At 67.4% G+C, this 14,722-nt stretch carries 14 protein-coding genes; 1 reads left to right on the top strand and 13 read right to left on the bottom strand.

Annotation, left to right across the window (positions count from 1 at the left end; genetic code table 11):
* Nucleotides 1-2: 2 nt before the first annotated feature.
* Together C8C99_RS10840 and C8C99_RS10835 are read right to left on the bottom strand one after the other, a co-directional pair.
* Nucleotides 3-1,289, bottom strand: a complete 1,287-nt coding sequence (locus C8C99_RS10840; RefSeq protein ID WP_108625747.1) for a cytosine permease — start codon at nt 1,287-1,289, stop codon at nt 3-5.
* Between the two features lie 474 nt (nt 1,290-1,763).
* Complete coding sequence (locus tag C8C99_RS10835) at nt 1,764-2,474, bottom strand: TetR/AcrR family transcriptional regulator (protein WP_082576733.1); 711 nt, start codon at nt 2,472-2,474, stop codon at nt 1,764-1,766.
* Nucleotides 2,475-2,582: 108 nt separating this feature from the next.
* Here C8C99_RS10835 and C8C99_RS10830 point away from each other — a divergent pair, with 108 nt between their 5' ends.
* On the top strand, nt 2,583-3,641 hold the full coding sequence (locus tag C8C99_RS10830; RefSeq protein ID WP_108625746.1) for an NAD(P)H-binding protein: 1,059 nt from the start codon (nt 2,583-2,585) through the stop codon (nt 3,639-3,641).
* Here C8C99_RS10830 and C8C99_RS10825 read toward each other — a convergent pair.
* The 11 genes from C8C99_RS10825 to mnmC all read right to left on the bottom strand — a co-directional run bounded on the left by C8C99_RS10825 (nt 3,608) and on the right by mnmC (nt 14,700).
* Nucleotides 3,608-4,489: a helix-turn-helix domain-containing protein gene (locus tag C8C99_RS10825; RefSeq protein ID WP_108625745.1), complete on the bottom strand. Its 882-nt coding sequence runs from the start codon at nt 4,487-4,489 to the stop codon at nt 3,608-3,610. The two genes, C8C99_RS10830 and C8C99_RS10825, sit on opposite strands and share 34 nt — an antisense overlap.
* Before the next feature lie 15 nt (nt 4,490-4,504).
* Complete coding sequence (locus tag C8C99_RS10820) at nt 4,505-4,864, bottom strand: nuclear transport factor 2 family protein (RefSeq protein ID WP_108625744.1); 360 nt, start codon at nt 4,862-4,864, stop codon at nt 4,505-4,507.
* Nucleotides 4,865-4,990: 126 nt separating this feature from the next.
* Nucleotides 4,991-6,043, bottom strand: coding sequence for an NAD(P)/FAD-dependent oxidoreductase (locus tag C8C99_RS10815; protein WP_108627120.1), 1,053 nt, complete (start codon nt 6,041-6,043; stop codon nt 4,991-4,993).
* Nucleotides 6,044-6,089: 46 nt separating this feature from the next.
* Complete coding sequence (gene fdxA / locus C8C99_RS10810; protein WP_008904181.1) at nt 6,090-6,419, bottom strand: ferredoxin FdxA; 330 nt, start codon at nt 6,417-6,419, stop codon at nt 6,090-6,092.
* Between the two features lie 126 nt (nt 6,420-6,545).
* Complete coding sequence (locus tag C8C99_RS10805; RefSeq protein WP_108625743.1) at nt 6,546-7,919, bottom strand: sulfate adenylyltransferase subunit 1; 1,374 nt, start codon at nt 7,917-7,919, stop codon at nt 6,546-6,548.
* Nucleotides 7,919-8,884 carry a sulfate adenylyltransferase subunit CysD gene (gene cysD, locus C8C99_RS10800; protein ID WP_108625742.1) on the bottom strand — a complete coding sequence of 322 codons (966 nt, stop codon included), beginning with the start codon at nt 8,882-8,884 and terminating at the stop codon, nt 7,919-7,921. The genes C8C99_RS10805 and cysD overlap by 1 nt, the downstream gene beginning before the upstream one ends.
* Nucleotides 8,885-8,903: 19 nt before the next feature.
* Nucleotides 8,904-9,554 (bottom strand): phosphoadenosine phosphosulfate reductase family protein, encoded by a 651-nt coding sequence (locus C8C99_RS10795; RefSeq protein WP_233247205.1) that lies wholly within the window; start codon nt 9,552-9,554, stop codon nt 8,904-8,906.
* Nucleotides 9,554-9,934 (bottom strand): DUF934 domain-containing protein, encoded by a 381-nt coding sequence (locus C8C99_RS10790; protein WP_056638695.1) that lies wholly within the window; start codon nt 9,932-9,934, stop codon nt 9,554-9,556. Before C8C99_RS10790 ends, C8C99_RS10795 begins: the two co-directional genes overlap by 1 nt.
* Nucleotides 9,935-9,947: 13 nt before the next feature.
* Nucleotides 9,948-11,786, bottom strand: a complete 1,839-nt coding sequence (locus tag C8C99_RS10785; RefSeq protein ID WP_108625741.1) for a nitrite/sulfite reductase — start codon at nt 11,784-11,786, stop codon at nt 9,948-9,950.
* A 10-nt stretch (nt 11,787-11,796) separates the two neighbouring features.
* Entirely contained in the window at nt 11,797-12,600 is an 804-nt protein-coding gene (locus tag C8C99_RS10780; RefSeq protein ID WP_056638701.1) for a sulfite exporter TauE/SafE family protein, read from the bottom strand.
* Nucleotides 12,601-12,738: 138 nt separating this feature from the next.
* Nucleotides 12,739-14,700: an FAD-dependent 5-carboxymethylaminomethyl-2-thiouridine(34) oxidoreductase MnmC gene (gene mnmC, locus C8C99_RS10775; protein ID WP_108625740.1), complete on the bottom strand. Its 1,962-nt coding sequence runs from the start codon at nt 14,698-14,700 to the stop codon at nt 12,739-12,741.
* Nucleotides 14,701-14,722: the final 22 nt, after the last annotated feature.

Genomic DNA, 14,722 nt, shown 5'->3' with positions numbered 1-14,722 from the left:
ATTCAGCGTGCCTTGGGCCTTGTCGCCCAGGCCAGCACAAAGCTGAACACCAACGCGGGCAGGGCGGAGCCCGCATCAGGCAGCACCTTGGGGGCCAGGTGGTACACCGCGATGCCCGCCAGCCAGATCGCAACGGGCACGCCGTGGACCTTGCGCGCCGTCGCCAGCAGGGCGGTGGCCTGGGCGCCAAACGCCAGGCGCCCCAGGATCACGCCAAACAGTGGCACAAACACCGAGCTGAGCAGCAGCAGAAATGGTTCCAGGCTGTGCATGGGCAGCACCAGCGCCAGCGCCGTGCACAACGCAGCCACCAGCAGGCCCCAGCCACGCACGCCCCAGCGCGGCAGCAGGCTGTGGGCCGACACCGCGCCCGAGTACGCGTCGCCATAGGCGTTGTCCACTTCGTCGATCAGGATCAGCGACAGCGCAATCAGCCCGCCCTGGGCCAGCAGCAGCGCCTGCACCAGGTCTTGGCTGGGCAAGGTCAGCGCCACCAGCACACCCAGGCTGTAGCACCAGATGTTGGCCAGCGCATAGCCGAGCCAGGTGCCCCGCAGCGCAGAGCCACCGTTCTTGCCATGGCGTGCGTAGTCGGCCACCAGCGGCAGCCACGAGATGGGCATGGCGATCACCAAGTCGAGTGCGGGCAACACGCCCATGCCGCCTTCGCCCTTGCGCGTCCACAGCGCTTCAAGGCCTTGCGCTTGTGTCAGCGACAAAAACTGCCACGACAGCCACAGCAGCGATAGCACCACCAGCGGCAGCGCAATGCGCGCAATCAGCTTGCGCACCAGCTGCACCATCGACCCGCTGATGAGCAGCATCACCACGCCGCCCCACAGCAGCGTGGCCGCTACCTGCCAGTGGGCACCGGCCATGGCGCCCGACTGCTGGCCGATGGCCACGGTGGCATCGCGCATCACCACCAGCTCGAACGTGCCCCAGCCCACCAGCTGCACGATGTTCAGGATGATGGGCAGGCTGGCAAACGTGCGGCCGTACACGGCGTGCATCAGCCCCGCGCTGGCCAGGCCGCTGTCGCAACCCAGCTTGGCGACCCAGCCCAGCAGTCCTGCGCCCACGATGGAGCCGGCGATGATGGCAATCAGTGCCTCTTTGGTGCCCAGTGCAGGCATCAGGTAGGCACCCACCTGCATCACCAGCAGGCCCACGCCCAGGCTGAACCAAAGCGAGGCGTGGTCGTGCCACTGGAAGACGCGGCGGTCGGATGAGACAGGGGCCAGCGCTTCGTTGGTGGCGGCAGCGGGCGCGGTGGTGTGGACAGGCATCGGACGGCTCCGTAGACAGGCATACAGAGCAGGGGCGGCCCGGGCGGCTGGCACCCGGCGGCAGCGATTAGCGTTGCGGGGCGTGGCTTCGGCGGACTTGGCTTCCCTGCGCGAGGATGATCTCACGCACATCGCCGTCAGACGTTCTTACGGCCGGTGTGCAACAGGTTCAAAGGGTGTGATCTCAGCCCCGCACACGGCGGGACACCCCTAGCGTGCCGCCCGAGGGCAGCGGCGCGATTGTGCCACGCGGAAACGCTTGGTTGCATCCGTGGCGGGACAGGCGGAGCCAGCAGGGCCTCGGCGGGGCAGGGCCAATAGGATGCTGTCACGTCGGACTGCTGTCGCTGGGGGTGGGTTGCGCTCGCGCATGTTGGTCGGGGACCTGCGGGTGGGCCGGCCCGTTGCGGACACTGCGGTCTTGAAGCGCGAGCCCGTGGGCAGCAAGGCGGATTCCCCGCCGTGATGACCAGGTCAGCCCTTGGCTTGCGCGCTTGCCAGCAAGGCCTTCAGCGCGGCGCGCAACACGCCCGTGCCTTCTTCTGCGCTCAGCAGCCCAGCGCTCACGAAGGCACCGTTGACCAGCACCGCCAGTTGGGCGGCAAGCCGGTCCGGGTCGGCCGCATCCAGCCGAACGGCGATGGCACGCAGCCGCTGGCGCAGCGCCTGCATGTGCCGTTGCGAGACCAGACGGGCGGGGTGATCCTGCTCGGCAAATTCTGCCGCCACATTGATCTGCGGGCAGCCCCGGTAGTTGGAGCGGGCCAGGCGCTCGCCGATCCAGACCATGTGCGCATCCAGCTCGCCCGCCGGGTCTTCGCGGAACTGTGCGGCTACCCCATCCCACGTGGCCCAGAAGTCGACGTCTTCCCGCTCCAGAAACGCCACGATGAGGTCGTCCTTGGTGGGGAAATAGCGGTACAGGCTGGTCTTGGCCACGGCGGCTTCCAGCACCACCAGGTCCACCCCCACGGCGCGCACGCCGCGTTCGTAGAAGAGGCGCGACGCCGTGTCCAGGATGCGGGCGCGTACGTCGCCCACTTCACCCGCCGCCGTAGCGGCGCGCCGCGAACGCGCAGGAAGGGCGGAGTTGGGGCGGGTGGTGGGCGCGACGGAGGCTGGCCCAGTGTCGGCCCCGGCGGAGCGGTCGCCAGGGGGCAATGGGGCAAAAGTGGCGGAGGACATGTTGACAATGATACAGACCTGTCTGTAATATTTTAAGAACAGACAGGTCTGTATCGTTTGTTGATCACGTTTCTGTTGTTTCCTTTTTTTCTACTTCGAGGATTTGCCATGAACCCCACCCGCGCAGCCATCGCTGTTTTCGGAGCCGCCGGTCACACCGGCCGGTTCGTCGTCCAGGAGGCACTGCGGCGCGGCCTGGTTGTCGTGGCCGTGGGCCGCGATGCCCGCAAGCTCGACGACAGTCTGCCCTCGGGCGTCGAGTGGCGCGTGGCGGACATCGCCGATCCGTCCAGCCTGGACCGGGCCTTTGCCGGCTGCTCGGTGGTCATCAATTGCGCCGGGCCCTTTCTGGACACCGCGGCCCCGGTGGGCGCCGCGGCCCTGCGGGGGGGCTGCCACTACCTCGACGTGACGGCCGAGCAGGGCAGTGCACAGGCCACGCTGGCCGACCTGGACGCCCCCGCGCAGGCGGCAGGTCGCGTGGCGATTCCGGCCGCTGCCTTCTACGGCGGCCTGGCCGACCTGCTGGCCAGCAGCGTGGCGGCGCCCGGCCCCATTGACGCGATCACCGTGGCCATCGGACTGGATCACTGGTGGCCCACCGCCGGCACACGGCGCACGGGCGAGCGCAACACCGCACCCCGGATGGTGGTGAAGGAGGGGCACCTGGCACCGCTGGTGCCGTCGCTGCAGGTGCCTGACTGGCGCTTTGGCGGGCCACTGGGCCGCCAGGCCATGGTGGAGATCCCTTTCAGCGAGGTCATCACGCTGGCCCACCACCTGCCTGTACACAACATCCGCTCGCTGCTCAACCGGTCTGCATTGCAGGACATACGCGATGCGGCCACCCCACCGCCCGTCGCAGCGGACGGCTCCGGCCGCTCGGCCCAGCAGTTCGAGATGGTGGTGCAGGTCGAGCAGAACGGTACGGCCCGCACGACCTGTGTGCGCGGTCAGGATATCTACGCGGTGACGGCGCCCATCGTGATCGAGGTGGCGCAGCGGCTCATCGACCCAGCTTTTCAACGCAGCGGTGCGCTGGCCCTGGCGCAGGCGGTGGATGCTGTGGACGTACTGCAGTCGCTGCACGACGCGGCCGCGCTGCAGTGGTGGGGCGCGGACGCCGCCTGGCGTCAGCCGGCTGATGCGTGCACAGGCACTGCATAGTGCATGACCGACTGCGCCGAGGTCGGGTGGTACCGCGAATCGTAGATTTCCAGGTCCGGCCCGAGCGTGTGCGACCGGCCCCCGGACACCATCCAGCTGCCGTAGATGTAGTTCACCGTCGCGTCCACGTTTCTGGCCTCACCACGGTGGGTGAATCGCGCGTAAGTCGACGCAGGGATCTCCATCGTGGCCATGCCCGCGGGCAGGTCGCCAGCGCCCTGGACCTCGGTGCACGCCAGGTAGCGCAATTGTTCGGTGCGCGGCCCGGCGGGCAACACGACGCCGTAGCAGACGCCGGGCACTGCGTTCGCAATCTCATTCAGGCGCGGCAGGAACTGGCCCCACAGGGGCGGCAGCTTCTGGCCCAGGTTGTTCTTTTCGGAGTCGATGCCGTAGTAGTCGGTGGGCAGGCCCACTACGCGCATGGTGGGGCGCACCTCGATCGTCGGTGCCAGCGAGACGTTGTGGCGAAGGTGCTCCAGGTAGCGCTCGTCCAGACGGACCTTGCGCACGAAGAGTGAGCGATTGCCCATGCGGCGGTACTGCGACGGTGTCAGCCGAAAGCAGTCCTTGAACGCCCGGGTGAAGCTTTCCTGGGTTTCGTAGCCGGCGGCCAGCGCAATGTCGAGCACGCTCAGCCGCGTGCTGGCCAGTTGCTCCAGCGCGTTGGCGAACCGGCGCGAGCGGATGTAGGTCTTCAGGGTCTCGTTGGTCAGGGCCTTGAAGATGCGCTGAAAGTGCCATTGGCTCAGGCCTGCGGCCCGTGCCACGTCGGCCAGATCGATGTCGGATTCAAGATGGGCTTCGATGTAGTCGATGCCCTCCTGGAGTTGTTGCAGATGCAGCACGGGCGGGCCTGTGGATCAGGGAGTGTCAAAAAAGCCGGTCATGGAGACCAGGCGGTTGTCATCGTTGTAGCGGCCGTAGCTCACGCCCTCGCCGATCACCTGCCCGCTGCCATTCACCATGTTCCATTTGGCAAGGCTTTGCTGGTTGTGGCTGGCAAAGTAGTGGGTCACAAAGTGGCCCCCCGGTACCTGGCGGTGAAAGTCGTCCATGTAGGCCGTCAGCTGCGCCCAGCCCTGGGCCGTGGCCAGCGGGTCGTTGTAGGTGCAGGCGCGGTCCAGCGACTGGGCGAACAGGGCATCGCGCTCGGCGGGCGAGTCGGTCTTCCACGACGCGGTGTAGGCGTCCCAGATGGATTGAAGAGGGTGTTGGCTCATGGTGTGCTCCTGAAGGGGGATGGAGACGCCATCGTGCCGGGCGCTTGCGCGCCTTTTGGACATTTCGTGCTTATTTGTCGGCGCGCCGTTCTGGCAGCGCGCGACTGTGCCCTGATCCGCCCGGGACTATGCGCTGGCGGAAGGTGTCGATGCCGGCGCCACGCCCAGCAACTGGTGCAGCCGCGGGCTGGTGGTGGTGTATTGCAGCGCCACCTTGTCGCCTTTGATGGCCTCGGCCGCGCCAAAGGCGGCCAGCGTGGCTTCGTGAAAGCCGCACAGGATGAGCTTGCGTTTGCCAGGGTAGGTGTTGATGTCACCCACAGCGTAGATGCCGGGTACGCTGGTGCGAAAGGACTCGGTGTCCACCACCAGCTGCTTGCGGTCCATGGCCAGGCCCCAATCGGCAATGGGGCCCAGGCGGGGCGAGATGCCGAGCACGGCCACCAGCAGGTCGAGCCCAAGGGTGCGGGTGCTGCCATCGGCATCCACTACCTGCAACGCGCTCAGTTGGTCGCCAGAGGCTTCGATGCCGGTGATCTGCGCAGCCTCGACATGGATGCGCCCCGCATCGCGCAAGTGCTGCAGGCGCTGCAGCAGGGCATCGGGCGCCTGGAACACGTCTCGCCGGTGCAGCAGGCTGACGCGGGCGGCCTGGCCCTGTTCGGCCAGCTCCACGGCGCGCGCCACGGCAGGCTCGTCGCCACCATGCACGACGACGTGGCGACCCGTCGCATCCACGCTGGCGGGCAGGCGCTGGTAGTGCAACTGCGTGCCCACAAACCGCTCGATGCCGTCCACCTTGAGCGTGCGGGGCACAAAGGCGCCCACGCCTGCGGCAATGAACACGGTGCGTGCCAGCAGCTGCGCACCTTGCGAGGTTTCGACCAGCAGGCGTCCGTCGGCTTGTACGGTGAGCGCAGACACCAGCGTGTTGAGATGCCACTGGGTCTTGAACGGTGCGATCTGCCGCAGCAGCAGGTCGGCCAGCTCCCGCCCGGTGCACACCGGGATGCCCGGGATGTCGTAGATGGGCTTGTCGCCATACAGCTCGACGCACTGGCCGCCCGCATGGGGCAGGGCGTCGATCAGGTGGGCGGTGATGCCCTGCAGGCCCAGCTGGAAGACCTGGAACAGGCCCACGGGACCTGCGCCGATGACAACGGCGTCGGTCTCGACCACGGTGGGCGCTTGCAAAGTCTCGGTCACCAGTGGGGCGCGCGGCGGGTTACTTGATCAGTTCGTTGACCTTGCCCGGCTTGCCGTTCCACTCGTCGGCGTCGGGCAGTGCGGGCTTGCGCTTGGTGATGCTCTTCCAGCCGTCGGCAAAGGCCAGGTCGGCGTTGAGCTTGATGAAGGCGATCTGGTCGGCCGGCAGGTCTTCTTCGGCAAAGATGGCGTTGGCCGGGCACTCGGGGATGCAGACGGCGCAGTCAATGCATTCGTCAGGATCGATGACGAGCATGTTCGGGCCTTCTCGGAAGCAGTCCACGGGGCACACGTCCACACAATCGGTGTACTTGCACTTGATGCAGTTTTCGGAAACGACGTGGGTCATGACAGGAGTTGTGTGGGTCGGTGAAAACCCTCGATTTTAGAAGCTTTCACCGACCTTTGGTTGCAGGGCCCCTTGCTGCGAAGGGGTGTCTCGGGCGTGCGGAGGCTGATCTGGGTCAGTGGCCCATCAGTTGACCAGCACGGCGCCCGCAGTTTTGTGGCTGGCGGTGTCCACCAGGATCAGCGATCCGAGCACGCGGGCCTGGGTGAACGGCGCAGCGGGAATCGCCTCTTGCAGCAGCAGTTCCACATGGCCGATGGCGTTGGGGTCGAGCTGCGTGGCGGCTTCTTCGGCCAGCGTGTTGATGTTGAGCTTGTGCACCACGGCCTTGACCTTGGCCTTGACCCAGCGGTGGCCGTGCAGCGCCCAGTACACGCGGCCCGCGACCAGGGGCTCGTCGTCCATCCAGGCGATGGTGGTGCGCAGCTCGCGGCTGGCGGGCCAGGCCGGGGTGGCAGCGGGTGTGTCGCCAAAGTCGTCGTCGGCAACCGGCGCTGCAGCAGCCGTGGGCGCGGCCAGGATCCAGTCGCCGCGCGATACGTCCACCTCGCGGTCCAGGATGATGCCGGCGCTGGTGCCTGCGGGCACGTCCTTGGGGCGGCGGGCGTGGTCCAGCACCTGGGCCACGGTGGCCAGCTGGCCGCTGGGGAAGATCTGCACGGCCGTGCCGGGCGCGAAGGTGCCCGCAGCCACACGGCCCCAGAACACGCGGCGGCCCTGGCTGGTGTCGGATGAGGACGAGAACTTCTCGACCCACTGCACCGGGAAGGCCGGTGCCAGCGCTGTGTCGGCGGGGGTGTTGGGCAACGCTTCCAGCACTTGCAGCAGCGTGGGGCCGGTGTAGCCGCACCAGCCGGCATGGGCATCGACCACGTTCCAGCCCTTGAGGGCCGAGACAGGCACCGTGGCGCGCACGGTGATGCCAGCGGCCTGGGCAAAGGCTTGCAGCGCGCCCTGGATGTGCTTCCAGGCCAGTGCGGGGTCTTCCACGGCGTCGAGCTTGTTCACGGCAAACACCAGCGAGTGCACGCGCAGCAGGTGCACCAGCAGGCTGTGGCGGCGGGTCTGCGGCAGCAGGGCCAGGCTGGGGTTCTTCCAGTCGAGCTTGGTGGCATCGACCAGCACCACGGCGGCGTCGGCGCTGCTGGCGGCCGTGACCATGTTGCGGGTGTACTGCTCGTGGCCGGGCGCGTCGCCGATGATGAACTTGCGCTCTTCGGTGGCGAAGTAGCGGTAGGCCACGTCGATGGTGATGCCCTGTTCGCGCTCGGCGGAGAGGCCGTCGGTCAGCAGGGCCAGGTCGGTCTCGCCCTGGCGCTGTACGCCGGCCAGGTGGTCTTGCAACACGGCCTTGCTGTCCACCAGCAGGCGGCCAATCAGCGTGCTCTTGCCGTCATCGACGGAACCACAAGTGATGAACTTGAGGGCGGAAATATGGTCGTTTTGGCTGGTAGCGCTGGTGTTGTTTGCGCTAGCAGCTATGGAATTGATAGCGGTCATCAGAAATACCCGTCCTTCTTGCGCTTCTCCATCGAAGCATCCGATGTCTTGTCGTCCATGCGCGTGGCGCCGCGCTCGCTCACGTCGGCGGCCAGGGTCTCGATGACGATCTCGGCCGGGGTGGCTGCGGTGCTTTCCACGGGGGCGGTGCAGGTGATGTCGCCCACGGTGCGGAAGCGCACATCGCGCGTTTCCACCACATCGCCCTCACGCGGCGGAGTCAGCTCGGTCACGGGCATCAAGAGGCCCTTCTTGTCCACCACCTGGCGCTTGTGCGTGTAGTAGATGCTGGGCAGGCCGATCTGCTCGCGGTCGATGTACTGCCACACGTCCAGCTCGGTCCAGTTGCTGATGGGGAACACGCGGAAGTGTTCGCCGGGCTGTAGGCGGGTGTTGAATAGGGTCCACAGCTCAGGGCGCTGGGCCTTGGGCTGCCATTGGCCAAAGCTGTCGCGGTGGCTGAAGATGCGCTCTTTGGCGCGGGCCTTTTCCTCGTCGCGGCGGGCGCCGCCGATCAGCGCATCGAAGCGGAATTCTTCAATCGCTTCGAGCAGCGTGACCGACTGGTGCACGTTGCGCGACTCGCCGGGGTGGGCCAGGCGCACCGTGCCGCGGGCCATCGAATCTTCGACGTTGCGCACGATGAGTTCGGCGCCCAGCTCCTTGGCGCGGAAGTCGCGGAAGTCCGTCACTTCGGTGAAGTTGTGGCCCGTATCGATCATGAGCAACGGGTACGGAATGCCGCCGCCGCTGGCCTTGGTGCCAAAGGCCTTTTCAGCGCACTTGAGCATGACCAGCGAGTCCTTGCCGCCCGAAAACAGCAGTGCGGGGCGCTCGAAGGCGGCGGCGACTTCGCGCAGGATGAAGATGGTTTCTTCTTCCAGCGCGTCGAGGTGCGAGTTGTTGAGGTGGTAGCTCATGTTGTTGGTTTTCTCAAGCAGCGCTGAGTCGGTGCGGGCATTCATGGTCGGATCTGCGGTGGGTTCAATGCGCAAGGTGCAGGCCGCACTCGCGGTTGTCTTCGCCCTTGGTGGGGTCCACGTAGTCGAAGTTGTTGGGCAGTCCGTGCTTCACGCAGTATTCGTGCAGGTCTTTGGATGACCAGTGCAGCAGCGGCGCCACCTTGATGAGGCCATCGGGGTTGATGCTCACCGGGTCCATCTGTGCGCGCACGGCGGTGTCGGTGGCGCGCAGGGCGGTGAACCACACCTGGGGCGCAGTCTCGCGCAGGGCGCGGGCAAAGGGCTCCAGCTTCACCTCGGCGGTGAACGCGGCGTGGCGCGGGTCGTCCAGTGCGGGCGTGGGGCCTTCTACGGCTTCGCGGTGGGCGCGCGAGCGCAGCGGCAGGTAGATCTGCAGGTTCAAACCCAGCTGCTTCGTCACCTCGTCGGCAAAGCGGTAGGTGGCTTCGGTGTTGTAGCCGTTGTCCATCCACACCACCGGCACATCGGGCTTCACCTGCGTGACCAGGTGCAGGATCACCGCCTCGAACGGGCGGAAGTTGGTGGTGACGATGCTGGTCTGGCCAAGGCCCAGAGCCCATTCGACCAGGGCGGGGGCATTGCGGCCCAGGTCGGCGTTGATGGCGGCGAGGTCAAGCTGGCTCATGGCGTGGGTGGTGTCTCTCATGTTCATCAGGCGGCCTCGCGGAAGTGGGGCAGCGGGTGCGTCACGTCGCCCTGGTAGAAGGCCTTGAAGCGGTCAAACTGGCGCTGGGCGTCTGCCATGTCCACGCCTTCGCGCAGCACCGCTACGTCAAAGCCGCAGCGGGCCATCTGCACCAGCTGGTCGATCAGCACGTCACCCGTGGCGCGCAGCTCGCCCGCAAACTTCAGGCGACCGCGCAGCAGGCGTGCCTGGCTGAAGGCCCGGCCGTCGGTGAACTTGGGAAACTGAAGGTCAATGCGGTCCACGCCCGCCAGGTCCAGTTCAAAGGGGTTGGTGTCGTTGGGCAGTTCAATGATCTTCTGGCCGGCAACGTCAGTGTGGTGCTCGTGAGCAGCTATTATTTTCATAGTGTTCGATGCCTCAGGCGGCTTCGGTTTCAGCAGGGTGGCGCGCGGCATTGGCGGCGGCCTTGAAGGGGTCGAGACCGACACGGCGCACCGTGTCGATGAAGTTCTCGTGGCGCGGTCCTTCGGCGTCGCCGGCCAGCGGCAGGCGCTCTGTACGGTAGACGGCCAGCAGTGCTTCGATCACGCCCGGCACTTCGGAGGCGCTGAACGAGGGGCCGATGATCTTGCCGGGCGTGGCGGGGCCCGACAGGTTGGAGCCATCGGCTCCGCCCAGCGTGATCTGGTACCACTCCTTGCCGTCCTTGTCCACGCCCAGGATGCCGATGTGGCCGCTGTGGTGGTGGCCGCAGCTGTTGATGCAGCCGCTGATGTGCAGGTCGATCTCGCCCAGGTCCCACAGCTCGTCCAGGTCCTGGTATCGCTCGGTGATGGCCTCGGCAATGGGCAGCGAACGGGCATTGGCCAGCGAGCAGAAGTCACCGCCGGGGCAGGCGATCATGTCGGTCAGCAGGCCGATGTTGGGCTTGGCCAGGCCCAGCGCCTTGGCGGCCTGGTAGAGCGCGGGCAACTGGTCGCGGCGCACCCAGGGCAGCAGCAGGTTTTGCTCGTGTGTCACGCGCGATTCGCCACCCGAGAAGCGGTCGGCCAGCTCGGCGGCGGCTTCCATCTGCTCGGCCGTCGCGTCGCCGGGCGCATAGCCCAGGCGCTTGAACGAGAGCATCACCGCGCGCAGCTGCGGGTGGCGGTGTGGCAGCACGTTGCTGGTGAGCCAGCGGCCAAAGTCGCGGTCGTCGCTGGCGGCGGTGCGCAGCAGTTCCAGGGTTTCGGCTTCGGCGTTGGCGGGCGAGAGGTCGAGGTCGGGCTCGCGGAAGTTCGCGGCCACGCGGTCGTATTCGGCCTGGGTGATGGTGTGCGGGCCGCCTTCGTCCTCGACGATCTGGCGGAACTCTTCATTCACCTGGTCGATGTAGCTCTGGCCCTCGGCCTTCACCAAAATCTTGATGCGCGCCTTCCAGCTGTTATCGCGGCGGCCGTAGCGGTTGTACACGCGGATCACGGCTTCCAGGTAGTTCATGAGCTGGTTCCATGGCAGGAACTCGCGCAGCACTGGGCTGATGGTGGGCGTGCGGCCCATGCCGCCGCCCACGCGCACCTTGAAGCCGAGTTCGCCCGCGTCGTTCTTGACGAGCTGCAGGCCCACGTCGTACCAGCCCAGGGCGGCGCGGTCTTCGCGCGCACCGTTGATCGAGATCTTGAACTTGCGGGGCAGGAATGAAAACTCGGGGTGCAGCGTGCTCCACTGGCGCAGGATTTCGCAGAAGGGGCGGGGGTCGGCGATCTCGTCGGCCGCGATGCCCGCGAGCGCGTCGCTGTTAATGTTGCGGATGCAGTTACCGCTGGTCTGGATGCCGTGCAGTTGCACGGTGGCCAGCAGGTCCATCACGTCCGCAGCCTTGGACAGCGGAATCCAGTTGTACTGCACGTTGGTGCGCGTGGTGAAGTGGCCATAGCCGTACTTCAGCTTGGTGCCAATACGGCGGCCGTCGGCCAGCGGAATCTCGCCCAGCTTTTCTTGCGTAGCCTGGGCCTCGGCCAGCAGGGCGGGCTCGGGCTGGTCGTATTCGCGGGCCACGCGGGCCAGCACCCGCAGCTGGGTGCTCGACAGCTCGCCGTACGGCACGGCCACGCGCAGCATGGGCGCGTAACGTTGCACATACCAGCCGTTTTGCAGGCGCAGGGGGCGGAACTGCTCTTCGGTCAGTTTGCCCGCTTGCCAGCGTTCGAGCTGGTCGCGGAACTGCTCGGCGCGCAGGCGGATGAATTGGCGGTCAAAGTCGGTGTATTGGTACATCGTGGAGCACTCAGATCAGAATCAGTTTGAAGCCCGCCCAGGCGAGCAGCAGGGAAAGGGCAGAGCGAATGAGGCGCTCGGGCGTGCGGGTGACGAGGCGCGAGCCCAGCCAGATGCCCGGCAGCGAGCCAGCCAGCAATTGTGCAAGCAAAGACCAGTCCACCGAGCCCAGCGATGCGTGTCCCAGCCCGGCCACCAGGGTCAATGGAACGGCGTAGGCAATGTCTGCGCCAATGATGCGCGGTAGCGGCAGCATGGGGTACACCAGCAGCAGCACCGTCACGCCAATGGCGCCTGCGCCCACTGAGGTGAAGGTGACCAGCGTGCCAATCACCGCGCCCAGCAGAACCGGCAGGCTCCAGTGGCGCGGGCGGGCGGGGTCGCCCACGTGGTTCTTGCGGGCTGCTGCCTCGGCCGCCTGGCGTTGGGCGGAGAAAGCAATGACTTTGTAGAGCGTAGCCGCTGCCGTGAGCAGCAGGGCAAAACCCAGCGTGGTGGTCATGATGGCCTGCGCGGTGCCGCTGGCCGGTCCCATCACCTGGAGGGCCCACAACGCCAGCAGCGCGGCCGGAATGCTGCCGGCGCACAGCTGGCCCACCACCTTCCAGGGCACCAGGCGCTGGCGCGCGAGGCTCACGGTGCCGCCCATCTTGGTAAAGGCGGCAAACAGCAGGTCGGTGCCCACGGCCATGTGGGGCTTGATGCCAAAGAAGAAGATGAGGATGGGCGTCATCAGCGAGCCACCGCCCACGCCAGTGAGTCCGACGATCAGACCCACTGCAAATCCCGCAAAGACAAACGCCAATTCATGCATGCCGGCGAATGTAGAGGGCTTGCTTATGGATGCAAACTATTGTTTTGTGCTTCTAATATGCAAATATGGATATAAGTCAGTGCTGGCCTCGTGCGCCGGGCGGTGGCCGACCGCCTCTGGCGCGCACGCGGCGGCGGTTCACATCCGTTCACTGGACAGAGCGCGGGCCAGCTTGGTGTCCAGCGGCAAGGGCTCGCCGTTGAGGCGGGCGGCCAGCAACTCGCCGCACAGCAAGGCCAGCGTCAGCCCGCGCGCACCCATGGCGGTGCACACCCACAGGCCGGGCAGGGCGGTTGCATCCACCGGCCCCACGATGGGCAGGCGGTCGGGGGCGGTGCAGCGCACAGCGGCCCAGTGCTCGACGGCGGAGGATGCGGTGGTGTCCTGCTCACCAGCGGCCAGCCGTGCCTCGAAGCGGGGGGCCAGTTCGCGGGCAGCGGCGGGGATCAGGGTCTGCACTTTGTCCCAATGCGAGCGGTGCGCCGCAAGCTGGTCGGCGGCCGTGGCGGGCAGCTCTGCCACATTGCGCTCAAAAGTGGAGCCCATGATCCAGGCGCGCTCGGTGGCCTCTTCGCCCGGGTTGCCGGGGCTGCCCACGCCGAACGACGGCACCATGTTGCCATGCCCGTTGGCCGGGAACGGCGCTGGCGCCGTCAGGTGGGCGGCATAGCGGCCCCACGACACCTGGCCCCGCACAGGTTGCAGGGGCCAGCGGTCAGCCAGTAGCGGGCTGCTGCCTGCGCCTGCGGCAATCACCACCACGGGGGCCTGGGCCAGTACCTGGCCTTGTGCATCCAGCGCCTGCCATTCGGCCGCGTTGGCGGCGGCGTCCGCAGCAGGCTGGGCGCGCAGGCTGGCCACTGGGCAATTTCCAAGCCACGTGACGCCGGGTTCTTGCAGCAGTGCCCGCACCATCTGGGGCGGGCGTATCCAGCCCGCCTGGGCATGCCAGCAGGCCACCGCATCGGGCGGCAGGTCGGCCTGCTCGCGAGCGGCTTGCGGGGCAGGGACGGTCCAGTCCGCGCCGGGGCCCCCTTGCCAGTCGGTGGGCAGGCCGGGGGGGCCGTCGGTGCGGTGTTCCAGCACGCCGGTGGGGCCCCAGTCCTGCCCGGCCTTCAGGCGCTGGCGGGCTTGCTGCAGCGTGGTCCGCACGCCGCTGCGCGACAGGCGCGACAGCACCGCATCGTCGGGCGATACATGGGGCGCAAACACGCCCGCAGGCAGGCCCGATGCGCCAGCGGCGGGTTCCGCCGCCCCGTCCAGCACCTGCACCTGCCAGCCCCGGCGGGCCAGGCTGGCGGCCGCTGCGGCACCTGCCAGCCCGCCGCCAATCACCAGGCAATGCCGGGGCTGCGGGGCGGCGGTGGGGGGCGCCTCCGGCAAGGCGGCCGTGCGGGGCCGTGGCTCCCAGTGGGGGTTGTAGGTGGCCTGCAGGTTGTCGCGCTTGGGTGGCACGCCGGGCACGCGCTGCACCTCGAAGCCGCATTCGGCCAGCGCATCGCGCACGGCGCGGGCGATGGTCCAGGTGGCGAGCTGGGTGCCCCGGCGGCAGCAGCGCGCCACGGCCTTGAGGGCGTGGGTGCTCCAGATTTCGGGATTGACGGAGGGGCTGAACCCGTCGAGGTACACCGAATCTGCCGTCGGCGCCTGCTGGCGCAGCATCTCCTGCGCGTCCCCCACATACAGGGTGAGCAGCACGCGGCCTTCGTCAAATGCCAGGCGGTGCACGCCGGGCAGCAGGCCCCACCATTGCGCGTGCAATTGCTCAGCCAAGGGCGCTAGTTCGGGGTGGGCCGCAGTGGCCCGCAGCAGGTCGGCCGCGCTCACGGGCCAGGCCTCGGTCGATACGAAGTGCAGCAGCCGGGGGCGGCGCTCGTCGGCCCGCCACGCTGCCCAGGTGACGAGAAAGTTCAGCCCGAAGCCAAAGCCGGTTTCCAGCACCCGCCACTGGGGCTGCCCGGCCCAGGCCGCGGGCAGGCCGCAGCCTTGCAAAAACACCCTGCGGGCCTGGTCCAGCCCTCCGTTTTCGCTGTGGTAGCGGTCGCCAAAGCGGGGGCTGTAGGGGGTGCCGTCGGGCAACCAGTCGATGGGCTCGGACATGGGGTGGGGGGCTGCGAAAACC

The sequence above is a fragment of the Acidovorax sp. 107 genome (genome assembly GCF_003058055.1).
Lineage (GTDB): Bacteria > Pseudomonadota > Gammaproteobacteria > Burkholderiales > Burkholderiaceae_C > Acidovorax.
Note: the sequence above shows the minus strand (reverse complement) of the source record. Positions and strands in the feature narration are given on the sequence as shown.